Origin of the sequence: Nitratireductor alexandrii, assembly GCF_004000215.1 — a bacterium.
Classification (GTDB): Bacteria; Pseudomonadota; Alphaproteobacteria; order Rhizobiales; family Rhizobiaceae; genus Mangrovimarina; species Mangrovimarina alexandrii.
On record NZ_RBVY01000008.1, the window covers coordinates 202,184 to 223,537 of the forward strand.

A 21,354-nucleotide genomic window follows, 5' to 3' on the forward strand; every position below is an offset into this window, starting at 1 on the left:
GCTGGCGGGGAATAGCGTTGAGTAGAAAAACAACCGACGAAACCGGACGGAATTGGGAACGGCCAGACCAGGATACGCAGAAATTTCGGCATCATCTGGTCACCGCCTTGTTGCGCTCGGGCATTTGCCTGACGCTGCAGGACGGACGCGGCCGTTACGTCTTCATCATCAATCTTCCCGACAGCTGGGCCTTGCCCGACGGGGCCGAGCCGCGCGACGCGGAGATTTACGGCGCCGAACTCTCGGGCCGCCTCGACTTGGCCAAGACCAGGGTCTGCAACAGCGGCAATCCCGAGCGCGTTCATACCGAACAGGCGGACGGTCGCTATTTCGAGTTTTTCATCGAATCCTATCCGGACGGTTCCGACGTCGCGATTTTGACGACGGTGACGGAGCTGACCGAAGAGCGTCGGCGCGAGAAGGTACTCAAAAGCCTGTTGCGCGAGGTCAGCCATCGATCGAAGAACCTGATGGCCATCATCCAAAGCATCGCGTCGCAGACGGCGCGCTCGTCCGGGTCGCTCGCCAGTTTCCTGCCCAATTTCTACGGCCGGCTGCACTCGCTATCGCGGTCGCAGGATCTGATCACCGATTCGAGCTGGCGCGGCGCCAGCTTCCGCACCCTGGCCCAGCAGCAGGGCGCCAAATATTTTCGCGACGTGGCGAAGGCAATGCGGCTGAGTGGCGACGACCCGACCCTGTCGCCGAACGAGACGGTTCATGTCGGGCTGGCGCTGCATGAGTTGATCGTCAACGCGCTTGCGGCGTCGCGGTTGAATGGCGGCGCGCCGCATATCGAACTCGATTGCACGGTCGTCGAAAAGGCCGGCATCGAAACGGCGTCGATTCAATGGCGGGAACATCGAACGCCGACTGATCTCGAACCTCACGGCGAAGAGACCGAAGACGCTTTCGGCAGCGCCGTTCTCAACCGGATCACACCTTCCGCGCTCGAGGGGACGGCGCGCTATGGCGACGTCGAAGGGGTGATTTCCTACGATCTGACCTTTCCGCTGCATGCGAACCGGTAGAGCGCGGCGCGCAACCATGGCGGGGTCGGCAAGGCACGCACAAAAAAGCGGACCCGTCAGGGCCCGCTTCTGCGCGGCCGGCATACGCGCCCGCCCCAGGCACGTCAGTGGCGGCTCAGCCAATCGTCGATCTCGCGTTCGGCGTCGGCCTCGGCCTTGCCGTACCGTTCCTGCAGCTTGCCGGCGAGCTGTTTGCGATTGCCCGCCACCACGTCGAGGTCGTCGCCGGTCAGCTTGCCCCACTGCTCCTGCACCTTGCCCTTGAATTGCTCCCAGTTTCCTTCAACCTGATTCCAGTTCATGCCATTCTCCTTTTCTTGTCAGACAATCGATGCTGCGATCGTCGTGTTCAAAACGTCCGGCAGGCGGCGGAGTTCCACCGTAAACGTCGAAATGGGCAGGCTTGGCCGAAAAGCGCCGCCATCGGCGCGTCGGACGGATTTGGACGGGCACCGGCGCGAAACAAGTCGTTGCAGCCGCCGGCAACGATGCTAACACTCGCCGGCTGCCAAATGCGGACACAGGACGTGAAACGATATCTGCCCCTGATCGCCTTCCTGCTCGTCGCCCTGGTCGGGGCCGGCGTCGCCTCCGTGGTCTACCGGACCGAGGAGGCGGCCAATCGCGCCCGTTTCGAGGTGATCGCCAACGAGGCCGTCGATCGCATCAGCAACCGGGTCAACCAGCATATCGCTTTACTGGTGGCGACGATGTCGTTCTTCGAGGCGAACGACGGCAGGGTCACGCGGCGGGCGTTGACCCGGTTCGTTGACGGGCTGGATCTCGACGGTGAGTTCGACGGCATCCACGGTCTGGGCTTCGCGCGCCTGTCCACGCCGGCCGACGATGCTGAAATCGTCCGCGAAATCGCGCGCAATTACGGTATCGAGCGCGCCGTGAGACCGGCAACGGACCAGGCGCTGCGCGCGCCGATCGTCATGCTGGAACCGCAGGACGCGCGCAACCGCGAGGCCCTTGGCTACGACATGTATGCCGAGACCACGCGACGCGACGCGATGGAGCGCGCCATGGCCAGCGGCAAGCCGCGTGCCAGCGCGCCGGTGGAACTGGTTCAGGAAATCACCAACGAAAAACAGGCCGGGTTCCTGGTCTATCTGCCGTTGCCTTTGCGGGATGCGCGCGGCGCGGGTCTTAGAGAGCATGCCGGGTTCGTCTACGCGCCGTTCCGGGCCGGGGACCTGCACGCGGCCGCGCTCAACACGAGCTACCAATTGCCGGTCGAGGTGGAGACGCTCGATACGACCGGCGACGACGCCCGGGTGCTCTATCGCTCCGAGGCTTTCGACGACGAGGAGACGACGGCGCGCTACGTGGTCAGTCGCTCGATCGAGGTCGCCGGCCGGCAATGGACGCTGAGAATGCACGAGAGTCCCGGCTTCCTGCGCGGCCGCACAAATTTCTACACGTTCATCGTCGGCGCGATCTCGCTGCTTCTGGCCGCCGCGATCGCCGCCTCGGCCCGCTGGCAGATCAAGGCGGTCGAAAGCGCGCATGCGCTTCACGCTATCTCCGAGAGAACGGTCAAGGAGAAGGAACTGATCCTCCAGGAGATGAAGCACCGGCTGAAGAACGCGATCGCGCGCATTCTGGCCATGGCGCGCCAGACCGGGGCGCGGGCGGCCTCGGTTGAGGAGTTTTCGGACTCCTTCACCGCCCGCCTGCAGGCGATGGCCAACGCGCAGGACATGCTGACGCGGTCGCGTTGGCAAAAGGCCGATTTGCGCGAATTGCTGTGCACGGAACTCGATCAGGTCTTCGGCGAAGCGCTGGGCGGGGACCGTGTCGCGGGACCCCGCGTGGAACTCGACGAAAAACAGAGCCAGGCTTTTGCGCTCACCTTCCACGAGCTGGCGACCAACACGCTGAAATACGGCTCGGGCGCCGAACCGCAAGGACGGCTGAAGGTGACATGGCGCCTTGAGGGGCCGCCGCGCAAGCGGATGCTGCGCCTGATCTGGACCGAACAGACCGAAGAGGCGATCCGCGAACCGGAAACACGCGGCTTCGGCAGCCGCCTGATCGACGCCAACATCATCGGCGAATTGGGCGGCCGTGTCGAACGCAGCTTTGGCGAGACCGGGTTTTCGGTCACGATCACCGTTCCACACCGTCGGTAGCGGCGGGCGCGACGTGTCGCCGGTGGCCATTCGCGCCTTGCCGGCCGATACGCGACGCACAGACCTCACGCCATCTCGAACTTGCCGGCCGGGATCGGGTCTCCTGGCTTTGCGCCGCGCGGCTTGACGAAACCATAGCTGGATGGTTATTAATTATTCAATAGCCGGAAAGTTATCAATCGCGATGCCGCAGCCTCAAGACACGCTTTTCAAGACGCTTTCCGACCCGACCCGCCGGGCGATCTTCGAGCGCCTGTGCCGGGACGGGGAGCAGACGGTCAAGGCGCTGACGGCCCAGGCAGGCATTTCGCAACCGGCCGTTTCCAAACATCTCGCTCTGTTGCGGCAGGCCGGACTGGTGCGCGACCGTCACCAAGGCCGGCAGACCCATTATAGCGCACGACCGGGCGCGCTGGCTCCGCTCGTCGACTGGACGCAGCAGATGGCCGGTTTCTGGCAGAGCCGGTTCGACGATTTGGAAGACCTGCTCGAAAGGATGGACCAATGAACGAGGCCGCGAGCGAGACGAAAACCATCGTCGTAGAGCGCGAGCTGCCGCATCCACCCGAAAAGGTCTGGCGCGCGCTGACCCAACCGCACCTGATCGCCGAGTGGCTGATGAAAAACGATTTTTCGCCCGTTTTGGGCCACCGTTTCGGCCTTCGCGCAGATTGGGGCGCCGTCGCCTGCCAGGTTCAGGCCATCGAGCCCAACCGGACGCTGTCCTACACCTGGGACACCAAGGACCTTAGAAGCGTCGTCACCTGGAGGCTCATCCCCACCCCGCAGGGCACAAGGCTGCGCCTGGAGCAAACCGGCTTCCGGCCCGACCAGTCGTCCTATTACCGAGGCGCCATGGCGGGTTGGCCGCGCTTTATGGCCGATCTCGAGCGGGTTCTGGAAGGGCTGGACTGAAAAGCGCCCGGCCGGCCCGCCGATCCGCCGACGCCAATCACCGAAAAGGAGGTTTCCTTGACCCGGAGCAGATGGAGCTGGAGCACGTGGATCAGACAGTGTCACCGCTGGTTGTCGATCGCCTTCACAGCAGGCTTCCTCGTCAACATCGTCGCCATCAGCACCGGGCAAGACCCGGCCTTCTGGGTCTATCTGCTGGTGCTGATCCCGCTGTTCCTGCTGTTGCCCAGCGGGCTGTACCTGTTCGTACTGCCCTATGCGGCCAGGCGGCGCGGCGGGCGCGGCGCGGCGTGAACGCACCGACAGACATCGAAGGCACAACCGTCCCATGACCGCATCGCAACGCATCGACCAGATGATCGCCGAGTTAGCCGACTGGCGCGGCAAGACGTTGGCCGACCTGCGCAAGGCCGTTCTTCGGGCCGACCCCGGGATCGTCGAGGAATGGAAGTGGATGGGCAGTCCGACCTGGTCGCGCGACGGGCTGATCGCGGTCGGCAATGCTCACAAGAACAAGGTCAAGCTGACCTTCGCCCACGGGGCCAGCCTGCCGGACCCCGACGGCCTGTTCAATGCGGGGCTGGACGGCAATGCGCGGCGGGCGATCGATCTCTTCGAGGGCGATCGTGTCGATGCGCGCGCCCTGACCGCGCTGGTGCGCGCAGCAATCGACCACAACCGGACCAGCTTGAAGAAAAACGCGTCCGCGGGCGCAAACAAACGCGCCGGCAAGACGGCATGACGCGAACCGGGCCGCGCGCCGGCCCGGCCGACACCGGCTAATCACTTTCGCCGTCGAGCACGGGCACGCTCAGCCCGGCCAATTCGGCATTGGTCAGCCGCGCCGCCCCGGCGCGCGCGAAACGCAGCATCAACGCGCGCCGCGTCGCCGGCGCCAGCCGGTGCTCGGGCGCCTCGCGCAGGATTTCGGCACCGTAGCCGTCGGCAAGGATGAAGCCGCATTCGGGCGGGAAGATCGATGCGGGCACATCGGGATGGGTGGCGAAGAAGAACCGGTCGGAATGCGCCCGGTAGTCAGGCCATTTGCGATCGACGCGAAAATCCTCCACCGACGATTTGATCTCGATGATCCAGAACTCGCCGTTGCGCATGATCGCCACCAGGTCGGCCCGGCGGCCGCCGGCCAGCGACAGTTCGGGCAGCACGTGCGCGTTCATCTGGACCAGCATGCGCTGCACGCCGCGCCGGACCAGAAGCGCGTTCTGCGATTGGCGGCCATCGGCCAGCGGGTTGGCGGAAACGGGACTCACGATCGGCATGGCGCCACCATGCCATGATCGCGCCGGCCCGCAAACCGGCCCGGCGAGCGAACGCATTCACTCCTGACAGGACAAGGTGTTCGGCAATTATCTATCACAAATGCGTGAAAATGTTGCTGAAATGCAATGATGAACGCCGCAAATGCTTCTCCGCGCCCGTCGGGCCCACTTCCCGACTTGGCAAAACTGGTTTATCGCAGTTTAACGAACGTGGCATAAACATGGCTTGAATCGGGCGCAATTGCGCAGGGTGGGGAACGCGCGGATCGTGAGCATGACAATCAGATCATTGGTAACTGCCGCCGGGCTGGCATTGGTCGTGGCCCTGGCCGGGTGCACGAGTACGTCCTTCCGGGTGTTTACGTCGGAATACGGATCGAAGCGGGATGCGGGGTATCGGCTGCCGTCGATCCCGATCAGCAAGGTTCCGCGCAAGTATCATCGCCAGATCGTGCGCTACGACAGCAAGGAAAAGCCGGGGACGATCATCGTCGATACGTCGGAGAAATTCCTCTATTTCGTCATGCCCGAAGGCAAGGCGATGCGCTACGGCATCGGCGTCGGGCGCGAGGGCTTCGAATGGAGCGGCACCGCACGCATCGCCGCCAAGCGGGAATGGCCGGTGTGGACGCCGCCGCCGGCAATGATCAAGCGGCAGCCGGAACTGGCCAAATATGCCGGCGGAATGCCCCCGGGCCTCAACAATGCGCTCGGCGCGCGCGCGCTCTATTTGCACAACAAGCGTGGCGATACCGGCTACCGCCTGCACGGCACGCCGGAATGGGCCTCGATCGGCCGGGCGATGTCGTCGGGCTGCATCCGGTTGATCAATCAGGACGTGATTGATCTCTATGACCGCGCCGAGATCGGCGCCAAGGTGATCGTGAAATAATCCGCGGACCGTCCAGGCAACACGGACGTCCCAAAAAAGGCCGGGTTTTCGCAACCCGGCCTTTTGTCGTGAAAGGGAACGGAAACGGCGCCGGCGGCGCGCTCAGACGACCTGCTCGACCTGCTGCACCTCGGGCACGAAATGGCGAAGCAGGTTCTGAATCCCGTGCTTGAGCGTGGCGGTCGAGGACGGGCAGCCGGCGCAGGCGCCCTTCATGTGCAGGAAAACGGTGCCGTTCTCGAAACCGCGAAAAGTGATGTCACCGCCATCCTGCGCCACGGCGGGGCGCACCCGCGTATCGAGCAGTTCCTTGATCGTGGAGACGATCTCCTCGTCGGCCTGATCGTAGAACTCGCCTTCCTCGACCGGTTCGGAACCGGCCGTCGGCATCGCCATGGCCGGCTGGCCCGACATGAAATGTTCCATGATCGCACCGAGAATGGCCGGCTTGAGATGCTGCCAGTCGGGCCCGTCCTTGGTGATGGTGACGAAATCGTAGCCGAAAAACACGCCGGTCACGCCGGGAACCTCGAACAGGCGGCCGGCGAGCGGCGAGGCCTCGCGCGCCTGGGCGGCATCGCGGAAATCGGCGGTGCCTTCGTTCATGACCACCACGCCGGGCAGAAATTTCAACGTCGCGGGATTGGGGGTCGCCTCGGTCTGAATGAACATGGCGGGACTCCAGCCTTTCCAGTTTTGAATTATTCTAAATAATGGCTGCGGCCGGTTTGATCAAGCGATGACGGGGCCGCCGTGCCGGCTGTGACGAAATAGTTTTCTCAGGCCAGGCTTTCAATATCCTCGTCGCTGAGGTTCAGCGGCACGACGGTGACCGGGATGGGAAAGGCCGCGCCCTTGCCCGCGATCGACGACACCAGCGGGCCGGGGCCCTCCTTGGCCGCGCCGGCGGCAAGCACCAGGATGGCGATGTCCTGGTCCTCCTCGATCAGCCTGTGGATTTCCTCGGCGGGCTCGCCTTCGCGGACCACCAGTTCCGGTTCGATGCCGATTTGCTCGCGCACCCGCCGCGCGGCGGCGTCGAGCGCGGCCGTCGCGGCGGCGTTGGCCTCCTCGCGCATGATCTTCTCGACGCCGAACCATTGCTGAAAATCGGTCGGCTCGATCACGAACAGAAGCACCAGAACCCCGCCCGTGCTCTGGGCCCGCCGCGAGGCATAGGCCACGGCGCGCTCGCATTCCGGCGTTTCGTCCACGATCGCGAGGAATTTGCGCCGGTGTCCGACTTCGCGGCTCAGTCGTTTCGAAACCATTCAGTCATCCTGGGGCACCATGCCCGGGCGCAATCTGCCATCCGGCGCCGGGCACGGCAAGGCATGGCTTCGCGGACCCCGATCGACGGCCGGCCGCGCCGCCGCCGGCTCAATCGCCCAGCAGTCCGACGATCGCGCGCACGTCCTTCATCGTCTTTTCGGCGCGTGCGCCGGCCCGCGCGCCGCCATCGCGCAAAACCCCGTCGACAAAGCCCGGATCGGCCGAAATCCGGCGCATTTCGCCGGAAATCGGCGCCAATTTGTCGACCGCCAGCTCGGCCAGGGCCGGCTTGAAGACGGAAAACTGCTTGCCGCCGAATTCGCCGATCACGGCGGCGCGCGTCATGCCGGACAGCGCCGCGTAGATGCCGACCAGGTTTTCCGCCTCCGGGCGGCCGGCCAGGCCCTCGACGTCGGAGGGCAGCGGCTCGGGATCGGTCTTGGCCTTCTTGATCTTCTTGGCGATCTGGTCGGCGTCGTCGGTCAGATTGATGCGCGACAGGTCCGACGGGTCGGACTTCGACATCTTCTTGGTGCCGTCGCGCAGGCTCATCACCCGGGTGGCCGGCCCCTCGATCAGCGGTTCGGTGAGCGGGAAGAAGCCGTTGACCGTCTCCTCGCCCATCGCCATCTCGACGCCGAGACCGCGCTCGGCGATCCGCTTGGAAAAATCGTTGTTGAATTTGGTGGCGATGTCGCGCGTCAGTTCCAGATGCTGTTTCTGGTCGTCGCCGACCGGCACGTGCGTGGCGCGATAGACCAGGATGTCGGCCGCCATCAGGCTGGGATAGGCGAGCAGGCCGAGCGAGGCGTTTTCGCGGTCCTTGCCGGCCTTGTCCTTGAACTGCGTCATGCGGTTCATCCAGCCGATGCGGGCGACGCAGTTGAAGATCCAGGCCAGTTCGGCGTGCTGCGGCGCCCGGCTCTGGTTGAAGACGATGTGTTTCTTCGGATCGATGCCCGAGGCCAGGAAGGCCGCGGTGATGGCCCGGGTCTGCCCCACGAGGTCGTCGTGCACGAGCTGGGCGGTGATCGAGTGCAGGTCGACGACGCAATAGATGCAGTCGTGGCTATCCTGCAGCGCCACGAATTTCTGCAGCGCGCCGAGATAGTTGCCAAGGTGCAGATTCCCGGTCGGCTGGACGCCGGAAAAGACGAGCTGCTTGAAGGACGACATGGCTGTTGGTCTCCGGGGCTTGTGGAGGGCCTCGTGTATGGCGAGGGCATCGCGAGTGCGAGGGGCTTATGAACGAGGCCGGGCACGCTTTCAAGCCGGATATGGCACCCAGGCCCGTCGTGGACGGCTCAGTCCGTTTCGGCCGGAGCGGCGGGCGCCCTGGCGCGACGGCGACGGACAAGCCCGGCCAGTTCCCTGCGGTCGAGCGCACCGGTGACGATCGCGAGGCTGAAATAGACCGCCGCGCCGGCGCCGATCACCCCGGCGACGGCGACGAGGCGGATCAGCAGCGGCGCGCCCGTGAGGCTGGACGAAAACGTCTCCTGCAGCCACCAGACCACGCCGCCCATCATCGCGCTCGCCAAAACGATCAGCGCGACGCGGCGCAGCGTCGCCGGCGAGGGCCGGAACAGGTCGCGACGCCAGAGCGTCACAACCAGCAGCGCGACGTTGGCCCAGGCCGCGATCGAGGTGGCCGCGGCGATGCCGACATGGCCGTAGACCGGGAACAGGGCGAGGCTGAGGGAGATGTTGAGCGCGACCTCGACGCCGGTGAACCACATCGGCGTCTTCATGTCCTCATGCGCGAAAAATGCCGGCTGGAACACCTTTCTCAGCACGAAGGCCGGCAGGCCGACGGCGAAGGCGGCAAGGGCGGCGGCGGTCAGTGCGGTGGTCTCCGCGGTGAAGGCGCCGCGTTCGTAGAGCAGAGCTACGATCGGTGCGGGCATGACGGCGAAGCCGACCGCGGCCGGCAGGGTCAGCGCCAGCGCGAATTCCAGCGAGCGGTTTTGCAGGTGCTGCACGTCGGCCGCGTCGCCGGCCTTCAGCGCGCGCGACAGTTCCGGCAACAGCACCACGCCGACCGCGATGCCGATAACGCCGAGCGGAAGCTGGTTGATGCGGTCGGCATAGTTCAAAAGCGCGATCGCCCCGTCCTGGGCCGAGGCGATGATCTGGCCGACGAGCAAATTGATCTGGGTGACGCCGCCGGTCAGAAGCGCCGGCCCCATCAGAACGAGCAGGCGCTTGACCGATGGCGACAGACGCGGCCAGCGCAGGCGCATGGCATAGCCCTCGCGGGCCGCCGCCCACACCAGGATGGCGAGCTGCGCGATACCCGAAACCAGCACGCCCCAGGCCAGTCCCAGCCCGACGACACGCTGTTCCGCCCCCATGATGAGCGCCGTGACCAGCACCGCGATCAGGATGATGTTGAGCAGCACCGGCACCGCGGCGGCGAGGAAATAGCGGCGCATGGAGTTGAGGATGCCCGACAGCATCGCCACCAGCGACATGCAGAACAGATAGGGGAACATGATCCGCGTCAGCACGACGGTCAGGTCGAACTTGTCCGGCGTGTCGGCGAATTTGGGCGCGATGATCGTGCCGACCAGAGACGGCATGAACACGATCGCCGCGACCGACAGCACCGCCAGGCTCATGACCAGCACCGCCAGCACCTCCTCGCCGAAGCGGCGCGCGCCGTCGATGCCGCCGCCTTCGAGTTCCTTGGCGAACAGCGGAATGAAGGCGGTGTTGAAGGCGCCCTCGGCGAACAGCCGCCGAAACAGGTTGGGAAAGCGGAAGGCGGCATAAAACGCGTCGGCGACCGGCCCCGCACCCAGCGTAGCGCCGATCAGCGCCTCGCGCGCGAAGCCGAAGACGCGGCTTGCCATCGTGCCCGAGGCGACGCTGGCGAATTTTCTGATCAGGCTCATGCGGGCAGGCACCTTGCGGTCGTGGCGAAGCGGCAAAAGCCGCGTGGACGGACTGGCCGGATCATCGGGTACCCACCTTTTGCCTATTGCGCCGCCGCGGCGCGGCCGCCGCGCGCCGGCCTGGAGGGCGCGGGCCCCGCCAGCGTGGCGACCAGGCGCTCGCGGATCGCGGCCTGACGGGTCGGATTTTCGATCTTCTGCCCGGTCAGGTCGGTGACGTAGAACGTGTCGATCACCTTTTCGCCGAACGTGGTGATATGGGCCGAGGCGATGTCGAGGGAGAGGTCCGACAGCGCGCCGGTGATTTCCGACAACAGGCCCGGCCGGTCGAGGCCCGACACTTCGATCACCGAAAAGCGGTTCGACAGCGTGTTGCGGATTTCGGCCTGCGGCGTGATGCGGAAGGCGCCCGCACCGCGCCGGCGCTTGGCGCGTTTTTCGATGATCTCCGGCAGCCAGGACCTGCCCGCCAGCGCCTCCTCGATCAGCTTTCCGACCCGCTCGGCACGCCGGCGCTCGTCCTCGTCGCGGTCGAACTCGCGGTTGATCAGGATCGTGTCCAGGGCGCGCCCGTCCGAGGTGGTGAAGACCTGGGCGTCGACGATGTTGGCGCCGGCGGCCGCGCAGGCTCCCGCGATCACCGACAACAGGCGGGGGTGGTCGGGCGCGAGCACGGCGATCTCGGTCACCGCCTCGAATTCATGCGTCCTGATCATGGTCGCCAAGCGGCGGCCGGCCGCGTCGGCCTCGCGCACAAAGGCGGCGTGGCGAAGCTGGTCGTCCAGATCGACGGTCAAAAGATAGTTTTCGTAGTGCAGGTCGACATAGCGCCGGCTTTCGGCCTCGGGCCAGTCGTCGAGGGCGCTAGCGAGCTGTGCGCGTGCATGGGCCGCGCGCTTGTCGCGGGCGACCTCGGAAAAGCCGCCGGTCAACAGCAGCTCGGTCTCGTAGTAGAGCGTGCGCAGCAACTGCCCCTTCCAGCCGTTCCATACGCCCGGTCCGACACCGCGTATGTCGCACACGGTCAGCACCAGAAGCAGTTTCAGCCGCTCCACCGACTGCACGACGGCGGCGAAATCCTCAATCGTCTTGCGGTCGTTGAGGTCGCGCATCTGTGCCGTGTTCGACATCACCAGATGGTTTTCCACCAGCCAGGCGATGGTTTCCGTATCGGCGGCGGAGAATCCCATATGCGGGCACATGCGCCGTGCGATGCGCGCGCCGGCGATCGAATGGTCCTCGGGCCGGCCCTTGGCGATATCGTGCAGCAGAACGGCCGTGTAGAGCACTTCGCGCTGCGGCCGCAAGCCTGGCATCAGCTTGTGCGAAAGCGGATGGACGCGGGCGTCGTCGCCGTGCTCGATCTCCGACAAGACGCCGACACAGCGCACGAGATGCTCGTCCACCGTGTAGTGGTGATACATGTTGAACTGCATCATCGCGACGATCTTGCCGAAATCGGGGATGAGCTTGCTCAAAACGCCGGCCTCGTTCATGCGGCGCAGGTTGAGCTCGGGATTGCGGTCCGAGGTCAGCACGTCGAGGAACAGCCGGTTGGCCTCGGCGTCGCGGCGCAGATTGCGGTCGATCAGCTTCAACGAACGGCGCAGCAATTTCAGCGCCTCGGGATGATATTCCAGCCCGTGCCGGTCGGCGAACCAGAACAGGCGCAGCATGTTGACGGGGTCGCGCTCGAAGGCCTGCGGGTCGGCCACGTTGATACGATCGTTGTCGATGATGAAATCGCTCGTCCCGGGCACCTTGCGGCGGCGGCGCGAAAAGGACTGGATCAGCCGGTTGAAGCCCGGCACGTGCTTGGCCTGCTCCTCTTCCAGGGCCGCGCACAAAATCCGGGTCAGGTCGCCAACATCCTTGGCGACCAGGAAATAGTGCTTCATGAACCGTTCGACCGCCGACAGGCCGGGGTGGCTGGTATAACCCAGCCGGTCGGCGATATCGCGCTGAATGTCGAAATGCAGGCGCTCTTCGGCCTTGCCGGCATGGAAATGCATGTGGCAGCGCACGGCCCACAAAAAATCCTCCGCCTTGCGGAAGACGAGATATTCCTTGCGGGTGAAGACGCCGCGCTCGACCAGCTCCTCGCCGCTGCGCACGCGATAATAATATTTTCCGATCCAAAACAGCGTGTGCAGGTCGCGCAGACCGCCTTTGCCGTCCTTGACATTGGGCTCGACCAGATAGCGGCTTTCGCCGGCCTTGGCATGGCGGGCATCGCGCTCGGCGAGCTTGGCCTGCACGAATTCGCCGCCCGACTGACGCATCAGCTCGGTGTCGAAGCGATGCAGAAGCTCGTCGTAAAGCGCGGTCTCGCCGCACAGGAAACGGGCTTCCAGGACCGCGGTGCGGATCGTCATGTCGGTGCGCGACAGGCGCACGCATTCGTCGACATTGCGGGTGGCATGACCGACCTTCAGGCCCATGTCCCACAACATGTACAACACATATTCGGTGACCTGCTCGCCCCAGGGCGTCTGCTTGTAGGGCAGAAGGAACAGCAGATCGATGTCGGATCCGGGCGCCAGCGTGCCGCGGCCATAGCCGCCGACCGCCACGATCGCCATCTTCTCGGCCGCGGACGGGTTCTTCGAGGCGTAGACGTGCGAGACGGCGAAATCGTGCAGCGCGCGGATGATCTCGTCCATCAGGTGCGACAGCCGTGCCGCGCAGGCGGTGCCGCCCCCGTCCTTCATCAGCATCGCCTCGGCCTTGGCACGGCCGGCCGCGAACTCCTCGCGCAGCGCCTTCAGCACCGCCGCGCGCACTGCGTGGCCCGAGCCGTCCCCGCCGGCCTCCGACGCAAACGCCGACAGCCGCTCGCGCAGGAGCGTACCATTGATGATTTCGCCGAGCTTGAGGGGTACCTTGGCCATGTCTCGGAGCCGTTCGGGATCGCCGCGACGGCGTCTATAGCGTGAAACGCGCTCCGGCGATACGGGGCAGGCCGGCGCGGAACGTCAGGACGCCGCCCGCCAGCGCCTGGACTGCACGAAATCGGCCAGGTCGCCGGCGCGCATGGGCCGGGCGAAGGCATAACCCTGCAGCGCGTGACAGCCGATCTGGCGCAGGATGCGGGCATGCGCCATCGTCTCCACGCCCTCGGCCAGCACCTCGATGCCGAGCGACGACCCAATATCGATGATGGAACCAACCAATTGCCGCCGCTGGTCGTCGTCGACGATCGGCAGGATGAACTGGCGGTCGATCTTCAGGCGGCGCGGCTTCAGTTTGAGCAGGCTGACGATCGAGGCGTAACCGGTGCCGAAATCGTCGATCTCCACGTCGATGCCGAGTTCCTTGATGTGATCGACATTCCACGCCACGATCTCGTCCTGCTCGTCGAGGAAGATCGACTCGACCAGTTCGAAGGAGATCGTGCCCGGCGCGATCTCCAGGTCGCGCAGGCTGCGGACCAGGTCCTCGTCGCGCAGCCGGCGCGCGGATACGTTGACCGAGGCTTTGGGGATCGCCAGGCCGGCACGCTGCCAGGTCTGCATATCGGCCAGCGTCTTTTCCAGGATCATGCGGTCGATCATGTCGACGACATTGAGTTCCTCGGCGATTTTCATGAACCGGTCCGGCGCCAGGATGCCCTCGCGCGGGTGCCGCCAGCGTGCCAGCGCCTCGACGCCGGTCAGGGCGAGCGTGTCGGCGTCGAACTGCGGCTGGTAATAGGGTATGAACTCGCCGCGCTCGATGCCGGTCAGGATCTCGTCGGCCACGCGCTTGGTGGTGACGATCTCGGCCTGCAGGGCCTCGGTGAAGAATTGGTAGCGGTTGCGACCGCGGCCCTTGGCCCGGTAGAGCGCGATGTCGGCATTGACCAGGAGCTTTTTCGGATCGGCCCCGTCATCGGCCGCGAACGCGATCCCGATACTGCCGCCGACCCGGCATTCATGACCTTCGTAGACCACCGGACGCTGGATGCGGGCGATGATGCGCTCGGCCAGCCGCGCCAGCGCCTCGGCCGGCCCGGCGCCCGCACCGACGGGACGGCGGCACAGCACCACGAATTCGTCGCCGCCCACGCGCGCGACGAAATCGCCCGCCTCGACCGTATCGGCCAAAGCCGACGCCGCATGGGTCAAGATCGCGTCGCCGGCGGCATGGCCGAGCGTGTCGTTGATCTGCTTGAAGCGGTCGAGGTCGATATGCAAAAGCGCGGTGACCTTTCGGGCGCTGTCATGCGCCCCGGCGCTTTCGCGGAGCATCTCGTCCAGGTAGCGGCGGTTGGCGAGCCCGGTCAGCGAATCATGCAGCGCATTGTGCTCGATACGCGCCCTGGTCGCCTCCAGTTCCGTGTTGCGGGCCTCGGTGAGCTGCTTGGCCCGCTTCAGGTCCTCGGTCAGCAGGATGTCGCTGGAAACGTCCCAATTGACGCCGACGATCCGGGTCGGCTCGCCCTCGTCGCGATATACCGCACCGATGGCGCGAATGTGCCGGACGGATCCGTCCGGCAGGCACAGCCGGTATTGCGAATCATAACGCCCGCGCGTGTCCACGGCGACGCGGAACTCCTCTTGCGCCTGCGCGAGATCGTCGGGGTGCAGCCGTTGCGCCCAGTGGTCGTAGGCGCGCGCGCCGTCATCGCGCGGATAGCCGTAGAGCTCGTTCATGCGATCGTCCCAGAACAGCTCGTTGTTGTCGATGTCCATTTCCCAAACGCCGATCCGTGACGTGGCCAGCGCCAGGCCGAGGCGGCGCGACAGGCGCGCCAGCAGCTTCTGGCGGTTGCGCAGTTCGCCGATATGGCGTTGCCGCTCTTCGATCAGCCTGCCGGTGAAGAAGGTGGGAATCAGGATCAGCGCGCCCGCGGCGAAAACCAACAGCCGCAACGGCCAGGCGTTCGGGGCAATGGAATCCCAGCCGCCTCTCGGCACCGCCGCGACCTGCCAGGAGCCGATCGGAAGACCGACATCGACGACGACGGGGTCTTGCGCCAGGACGGTTGCGGTGCCGTAAAACGGCCCGCCGGCGGCACCGGTGCCGTCCTTGCCGCGGATTGCGATATCGAGCCTGTCGGAGACCGCATTCAGGCCGCTGGCGGCGTAAAGCCGCTCGATGTCGATCACCGCCGAAACGATGCCCCAGAATTGCCCGCCCTCCGGCCCGGTGAAGACCGGGAACCGGCCGATCAGCGCCTTGCCGCCCTGGACGAGATCGAGCGGCCCCGCCAGCACGATCTTGCCCGAATCGCGCACGCGGACGGCTGCCGCGCGCTGGGTGTCGTTGCTGCGGTAGTCGAGGCCGATCGCCTTTTCGTTGCCTTCGAGCGGATAGACCATCGAAACGACCAGGCCGGGGGCTGCCGCGAGGTGGCGGATCTGGGATTCTCCGGCCAGCAGGCGGCGCGCCAGCGCCGCGAAGCCGGCCTGATCGGTATCCGGTTGTGCCTCCAGCACGCTGACCAGGCCGCGGGCGAGCTCGATATTGCCCTTGATGTTCCCTTCCAGCTTGGCGCGGATCAGGCTGATATCGCCGAGCACCTCGGCGCGCAGATCGCGCCGGAACGCCTCGCGATGCTGGTTTTCGGCGAACAGGCCCGCGGCGACGACCACGACGAAAACGATCGCAACGGGAATGTTGGTGACCCGGAAAATTCCGTTCCCGATCCGGGCAAGGACTGACTTCATACTGTCCAACTGGCCTCTTCGTCCGGGGCTCGCCCATACACCGCACGAAAATAGTTGGCAGTCCTTAAATTTGCATTGAGCAGGAGGGAAAGACCCTGGGAGACGTCGCTCTCAGTGCGTTTTGCGCGCCATCCCCTTCAGCCGGTAAAGCGCCTCGAGCGCTTCCTTGGGCGTCATGTCGTCGGGGTCGAGCGCCTCGAGCGCGCCGGTCAGGGGTTCCAGAGGAGCGGCGGGCTGCGGCGGGCGGTCGGCGACGGCCGAAAACAGCGGCAGATCGTCGACCAGGCGTCCGGCCTTGCCCGACATCTCGCTCGCCTCGAGTTGGGAAAGCACCGCGCGGGCGCGCGCCACCACCGCATCGGGCAGGCCGGCGAGACGGGCGACCTGAACGCCGTAGGAGCGATCGGCCGCGCCGCGACCGACCTCGTGCAGGAAGACCACGTCGCCTTCCCACTCCTTCACCCGCATGGTGACGTTGGACAGGCGCTCGAGCTTGTCGGCGAGCGCCGTCATCTCGTGGAAATGGGTGGCGAAGATGGCACGGCAGCGATTGTTTTCGTGCAGATATTCCACCGCCGCCCAGGCGATCGACAGGCCGTCGAAGGTCGAGGTGCCGCGGCCGATCTCGTCGAGAATGACCAGCGCGCGTTCGCCGGCCTGGTTGAGGATCGCCGCCGTCTCGACCATCTCGACCATGAAGGTCGAGCGCCCCCGGGCCAGATCGTCGGAGGCGCCGACGCGCGAAAACAGCCGGTCGACGACGCCGATGCGCGCCTCGGCGGCCGGCACGTGGCCGCCCATCTGGGCGAGAATGGCAATCAGCGCGTTCTGGCGCAAAAAGGTCGACTTGCCGCCCATATTGGGGCCGGTCAGGAGCCAGATCGCGCCGGGCCGGCCGGCGTCCGCCGGCGACAGGTCGCAGTCGTTTGCCACGAACGGCTCGCCGTCCTGGGCGCGCAACGCCTTTTCCACCACTGGGTGCCTGCCGGCAACGATCTGAAAGTCCAGGCTGGTGTCGACCACCGGGCGCGCGTAGCCCTCGTCCTCGGCGAGCACGGCGAGCGCCGTCGACAGGTCGAGCACGGCGAGCGCACGCGCGCCGGCCCGGATCGCATCCGCACACGCCACCGCCTCGGCGACAAGCGTGGCGAAGATCTCCAGCTCGATCGTCAGCGCGCGGTCGGCCGCGTTGGCGATCTTGGTTTCGAGCCCGGCCAGTTCGGTGGTCGTGAAACGCATGGCGTTGGCCATGGTCTGGCGGTGGATGAAGCGCGCCTTGGCCGCGTCCGTCCCCGTCAGCGCCGCATGATGGTTGGCGGTGACCTCGATGTAGTAGCCCAGAATGTTGTTGTGGCGGATCTTGAGCGAGCGGATGCCCGTCTCCTCGATCAGGCTCGCCTCCATCGCCGCGATCACCCGGCGCGCCTCGTCGCGCAGAGCCCGCATCTCGTCGAGTTCGGCGTGATAGCCGCGTCGCACGAAACCGCCGTCGCGCTTCAGCAAGGGCAGTTCGTCGGCGAGTGCGGCCCTGAAATGACCGCGCAGCGCCGCCGGCAAAGCGGCGATCGCCTCCAGCGCGCCGGCGATCTCGGCCGGCGGGGAGGCGTCTTCAAACAGTGCCGCCGCCTCGGCGGCCGCCGCCATCCCCGAAGCGAGCGCGCCCAGATCGCGCGGCCCGCCGCGATTGAGCGCCAGGCGGGCCAGGGCACGCGGCATGTCGGCCACGCCTTTCAGGCTCGCACGCACGGCATCGGCCAGAGCCCGTTCGGCACGGAAATAGGAGACCGAATCGAGCCGCTCGTTAATGGCGTCGGGATCCGTCAGCGGCGACATCAGCCGCTCGGCGAGCAGGCGCGCGCCGCCACCCGTCAGCGTCCGGTCGATGACGTTGAACAGCGACCCCTCGCGCTTTCCAGACAGGGTGCGGGTCAGCTCGAGATGGGCGCGCGTGGCCGGATCGATGAACATCGTCGTGCCGGCATCCTGGCGCGCGGGGCGCATCAGCGGCGGCCGCTCCGCCTTCTGCGTGCGCTCCACATAGGCGATCGCGCCGCCGATGGCGGAGAGTTCCGCACGCGCGAAATCGCCGATCCCGTCAAGCGTGGCGAGGCCGAAGAACCGTGCCGCGCGTTCGGCGGCGGCGGTCGATTCGAACAGGCTCGGCGGCAAGGGCGTGACGATGCGGCCCAGCACATCGAAGACCGGCCTGAACTCCGGATCGTGGAACACCGGATCGGCGACGATCATCTCGCGCGGATCGATCCGCAGAATGTCGGCCAGAAGCCGGTCGGGCGCGGTCGCGGCGACCAGGAAGGTACCGGTCGAGATGTCGATCCAGGCGAGCCCCAGCCCGTCCTCGCCGCGCACCCGCCCCAGCGCCATCAAATGGTTGGCCTCCGACGGGGCCAGAAGCTTTTCCTCGGTGATGGTGCCGGGCGTGACCAGCCGCACCACGTCGCGGCGCACCACCGATTTGGAGCCGCGCTTCTTGGCCTCGGCGGGGTCCTCGGTCTGCTCGCACACCGCCACGCGATGACCGAGGGCGATCAGCTTTTGCAGATAATCGTCGGCGGCATGAACCGGCACGCCGCACATCGGAATATCCTCGCCGAGATGTTTGCCGCGCTTGGTCAGCGTGATGCCGAGCGCGCGCGAGGCCACCAGCGCGTCGTCGAAGAACAGTTCGTAGAAATCGCCCATGCGGTAAAACAGCAGCGAATCCGGGTTCGCGGCCTTGATCTCGATATATTGCTCCATCATCGGCGTGGCCGCCGGGGAAGCGTTCTTGACGGGGCGATGCTGGTTCACTCTCGAGCCGCGGCCAAAGGTCCGTTTTCGCGTAAATCCTGAAACTGTTTCCTGCTTGGCGATTTACAGGCCCGAAGTGTAGCCTTAATCGAAACGCTCCACAAAAGAAGCGCCGAAAAGGCGCAAAACCGGGCAGGAAGCGCAGACCCATCATGGCCGAAAAAAGCAAGAACGATCAACAAGGTCCCTCTGTCTCGGCGGCGGAAGCACTCGATTTTCACGCCGCCGGACGGCCCGGCAAGCTTGAAATCAACCCCACCAAGCCGATGGCGACCCAGCGCGACCTGTCGCTGGCCTATTCGCCGGGCGTGGCCGCGCCGGTCAAGGCCATCCACGAGGATCCCAGCCGCGCCTTCGACTACACGACCCGCGGCAATATGGTGGCGGTGATCTCCAACGGCACGGCGATCCTCGGCCTGGGCAATCTCGGCGCGCTGGCCTCGAAGCCGGTGATGGAGGGCAAGGCGGTGCTGTTCAAGCGCTTCGCCGACGTCGATTCGATCGACCTCGAGGTCGACACCGACGACGTCGACGAGTTCATCAACTGCGTGCGTTTTCTCGGCCCGTCCTTCGGCGGCATCAACCTGGAAGACATCAAGGCGCCCGACTGCTTCATCATCGAAAGCCGGTTGCGCGAAATAATGGACATCCCCGTCTTCCACGACGACCAGCACGGCACCGCGATCATCGCCGCGGCGGGGCTGATCAACGCGCTGGAGATCACCGGGCGCGACATCAAGACGACCCGGCTGGTGTGCAACGGCGCCGGCTCGGCCGGCATCGCCTGTATCGAATTGATCAAGGCGATGGGCTTTCCGCCCGAAAACGTCATCCTGTGCGACACCAAGGGCGTCGTCTACCAGGGGCGTAAGGAGGGCATGAACCAGTGGAAGTCCGCCCATGCCGTCAACACCAAGCACAGGACCCTGGCCGAGGCGCTCGACGGGGCCGACATCTTTTTCGGCCTCTCGGCCAAGGGCGCGCTGACGCCTGCCATGGTCCAGTCGATGGCCAAGAACCCCATCATTTTCGCGATGGCCAATCCCGATCCCGAGATCACGCCGGAGGAAGTGGCCGAAATCCGCACCGACGCCATCATGGCGACCGGCCGTTCGGACTATCCGAACCAGGTCAACAACGTGCTCGGCTTTCCCTATATTTTTCGCGGAGCGCTCGACGTGCGCGCGACGACCATCAATGACGACATGAAGCTTGCCGCCGCCGAGGCGCTGGCCGCGCTCGCGCGCCAGGACGTGCCCGACGACGTGGCCGCCGCCTATCAGGGCAACCGGCCGAAATTCGGCGCCAACTACATCATCCCGGTGCCCTTCGACCCGCGATTGATCTCGGCGGTACCGGTCGCCGTGGCCAAGGCGGCGATGGATTCGGGCGTGGCCCGCCGGCCGATCCTCGACCTTTCCAACTATGCGCGGGAACTGTCGGCCCGGCGCGATCCGATCGCCTCCACCTTGCAGCGCATCTACGAGCGCGTGCGCCGCCAGCCCAAGCGCGTGGTGTTCGCCGAGGGCGAGGAGGAACAGGTCATGCGCGCCGCCGTCTCCTATGCCAACCAGCGCCTGGGCACCGCGATCCTGCTCGGCCGCGACGAGCAGATCCGGGAAACCGCCAAACAGGCCGGCGTCGATCTCAACAAGCCCGGGATCGAGATCATCAATGCGCGCCTGTCGCGCCGCAACGGCATCTATGCCGACTATCTGTACGAACGCCTGCAGCGCAAAGGCTTCCTGTTTCGCGACTGTCAGCGGCTGATCAACAACGACCGCAACCATTTCGCCGGCGCCATGGTCGCGCTCGGCGATGCAGACGCGATGGTGACCGGCGTGACCCGCAACTATTCCACCGTGCTCGACGACGTGCGCCGGGTGATCGACGCCAAACCCGGCCATCGGGTGATCGGCGTGTCGATCGCGCTGTGCCGCGGACGCACCGTCATCGTCGCCGACACCGCCGTGCACGACATGCCCAATTCGGAGCAGATCGCCGACATTGCCGAGGAGGTGGCCGGCTTTTCGCGGCGCATGGGCTACGAGCCGCGCGTGGCCATGCTCGCCTATTCGACCTTCGGTCACCCGCCGGGCGAGCGCTCAGAGCGCGTGCAGGAGGCCGTCAAGATCCTCGACAAGCGCCGGGTCGATTTCGAGTATGACGGCGAGATGGCCGCCGACGTCGCGCTCAACCCGAAGCTGATGGCGCAATATCCGTTCTGCCGCCTGTCGGGGCCGGCCAATGTGCTGGTCATGCCGGCCTTCCACTCGGCCTCGATCGCCACCAAGATGCTGCAGGAACTGGGGGGCTCGATGGTGATCGGCCCGTTGCTGGTCGGGCTGAACAAGCCGGTGCAGATCGTCTCGCTCAACGCCAAGGACAGCGACATCGTCAACATGGCCGCGATCGCGGCCTACAATGCCGGGGCATGACCGTTCCGCCGGCCCTTAAAAAGGGCCGGGCA

At 65.8% G+C, this 21,354-nt stretch carries 17 protein-coding genes; 8 read left to right on the forward strand and 9 right to left on the reverse strand.

Annotated features, from left to right (window positions below):
- The first annotated feature begins 17 nt into the window (after positions 1-17).
- Positions 18-1,031 (forward strand): sensor histidine kinase, encoded by a 1,014-nt coding sequence (locus tag EP380_RS18115; RefSeq protein ID WP_127599809.1) that lies wholly within the window; start codon positions 18-20, stop codon positions 1,029-1,031.
- 104 nt (positions 1,032-1,135) lie between these two features.
- Here the strand turns inward: EP380_RS18115 and EP380_RS18120 are convergent, their stop codons facing one another.
- Positions 1,136-1,333, reverse strand: a complete 198-nt coding sequence (locus EP380_RS18120; RefSeq protein WP_106572917.1) for a CsbD family protein — start codon at positions 1,331-1,333, stop codon at positions 1,136-1,138.
- A 225-nt stretch (positions 1,334-1,558) separates the two neighbouring features.
- Between EP380_RS18120 and EP380_RS18125 the strand changes: the two genes are divergently transcribed.
- From EP380_RS18125 to EP380_RS18145, 5 genes are all read left to right on the forward strand, one after another.
- Positions 1,559-3,169: a CHASE domain-containing protein gene (locus EP380_RS18125; RefSeq protein WP_164749910.1), complete on the forward strand. Its 1,611-nt coding sequence runs from the start codon at positions 1,559-1,561 to the stop codon at positions 3,167-3,169.
- Between the two features lie 184 nt (positions 3,170-3,353).
- Positions 3,354-3,677 carry an ArsR/SmtB family transcription factor gene (locus EP380_RS18130; RefSeq protein WP_106572919.1) on the forward strand — a complete coding sequence of 108 codons (324 nt, stop codon included), beginning with the start codon at positions 3,354-3,356 and terminating at the stop codon, positions 3,675-3,677.
- On the forward strand, positions 3,674-4,084 hold the full coding sequence (locus EP380_RS18135) for an SRPBCC family protein (protein ID WP_127599813.1): 411 nt from the start codon (positions 3,674-3,676) through the stop codon (positions 4,082-4,084). The genes EP380_RS18130 and EP380_RS18135 overlap by 4 nt, the downstream gene beginning before the upstream one ends.
- 57 nt (positions 4,085-4,141) lie before the next feature.
- Entirely contained in the window at positions 4,142-4,378 is a 237-nt protein-coding gene (locus EP380_RS18140; RefSeq protein WP_106572921.1) for a hypothetical protein, read from the forward strand.
- A gap of 34 nt (positions 4,379-4,412) precedes the next feature.
- The gene (locus tag EP380_RS18145; protein ID WP_127599816.1) at positions 4,413-4,826 is read left to right on the forward strand and encodes a DUF1801 domain-containing protein; all 414 of its coding nucleotides are present in this window, start codon (positions 4,413-4,415) and stop codon (positions 4,824-4,826) included.
- 37 nt (positions 4,827-4,863) lie between these two features.
- Here the strand turns inward: EP380_RS18145 and EP380_RS18150 are convergent, their stop codons facing one another.
- Entirely contained in the window at positions 4,864-5,364 is a 501-nt protein-coding gene (locus EP380_RS18150) for an MmcB family DNA repair protein (protein ID WP_106572923.1), read from the reverse strand.
- Between the two features lie 274 nt (positions 5,365-5,638).
- On the opposite strand from EP380_RS18150, the gene EP380_RS18155 reads away from it, so the two are divergent.
- On the forward strand, positions 5,639-6,256 hold the full coding sequence (locus EP380_RS18155) for a L,D-transpeptidase (protein WP_106572924.1): 618 nt from the start codon (positions 5,639-5,641) through the stop codon (positions 6,254-6,256).
- Between the two features lie 102 nt (positions 6,257-6,358).
- Here EP380_RS18155 and EP380_RS18160 read toward each other — a convergent pair whose 3' ends face one another.
- From EP380_RS18160 to mutS, 7 genes are all read right to left on the reverse strand, one after another.
- Positions 6,359-6,928, reverse strand: coding sequence for a NifU family protein (locus EP380_RS18160; protein ID WP_127599818.1), 570 nt, complete (start codon positions 6,926-6,928; stop codon positions 6,359-6,361).
- A 107-nt stretch (positions 6,929-7,035) separates the two neighbouring features.
- Entirely contained in the window at positions 7,036-7,527 is a 492-nt protein-coding gene (locus EP380_RS18165) for a universal stress protein (protein ID WP_127599820.1), read from the reverse strand.
- A 109-nt stretch (positions 7,528-7,636) separates the two neighbouring features.
- On the reverse strand, positions 7,637-8,704 hold the full coding sequence (gene trpS / locus EP380_RS18170) for a tryptophan--tRNA ligase (protein WP_127599822.1): 1,068 nt from the start codon (positions 8,702-8,704) through the stop codon (positions 7,637-7,639).
- Between the two features lie 128 nt (positions 8,705-8,832).
- Complete coding sequence (gene murJ, locus EP380_RS18175; protein ID WP_106572928.1) at positions 8,833-10,425, reverse strand: murein biosynthesis integral membrane protein MurJ; 1,593 nt, start codon at positions 10,423-10,425, stop codon at positions 8,833-8,835.
- 83 nt (positions 10,426-10,508) lie between these two features.
- Positions 10,509-13,316 carry a [protein-PII] uridylyltransferase gene (locus EP380_RS18180; RefSeq protein WP_106572929.1) on the reverse strand — a complete coding sequence of 936 codons (2,808 nt, stop codon included), beginning with the start codon at positions 13,314-13,316 and terminating at the stop codon, positions 10,509-10,511.
- A gap of 84 nt (positions 13,317-13,400) precedes the next feature.
- The gene (locus EP380_RS18185; protein ID WP_238719915.1) at positions 13,401-16,076 is read right to left on the reverse strand and encodes a bifunctional diguanylate cyclase/phosphodiesterase; all 2,676 of its coding nucleotides are present in this window, start codon (positions 16,074-16,076) and stop codon (positions 13,401-13,403) included.
- A gap of 111 nt (positions 16,077-16,187) precedes the next feature.
- Positions 16,188-18,836: a DNA mismatch repair protein MutS gene (gene mutS, locus EP380_RS18190; RefSeq protein ID WP_127599923.1), complete on the reverse strand. Its 2,649-nt coding sequence runs from the start codon at positions 18,834-18,836 to the stop codon at positions 16,188-16,190.
- A 200-nt stretch (positions 18,837-19,036) separates the two neighbouring features.
- Between mutS and EP380_RS18195 the strand changes: the two genes are divergently transcribed.
- The gene (locus EP380_RS18195) at positions 19,037-21,322 is read left to right on the forward strand and encodes an NADP-dependent malic enzyme (protein WP_106572930.1); all 2,286 of its coding nucleotides are present in this window, start codon (positions 19,037-19,039) and stop codon (positions 21,320-21,322) included.
- Positions 21,323-21,354 lie beyond the last annotated feature (32 nt).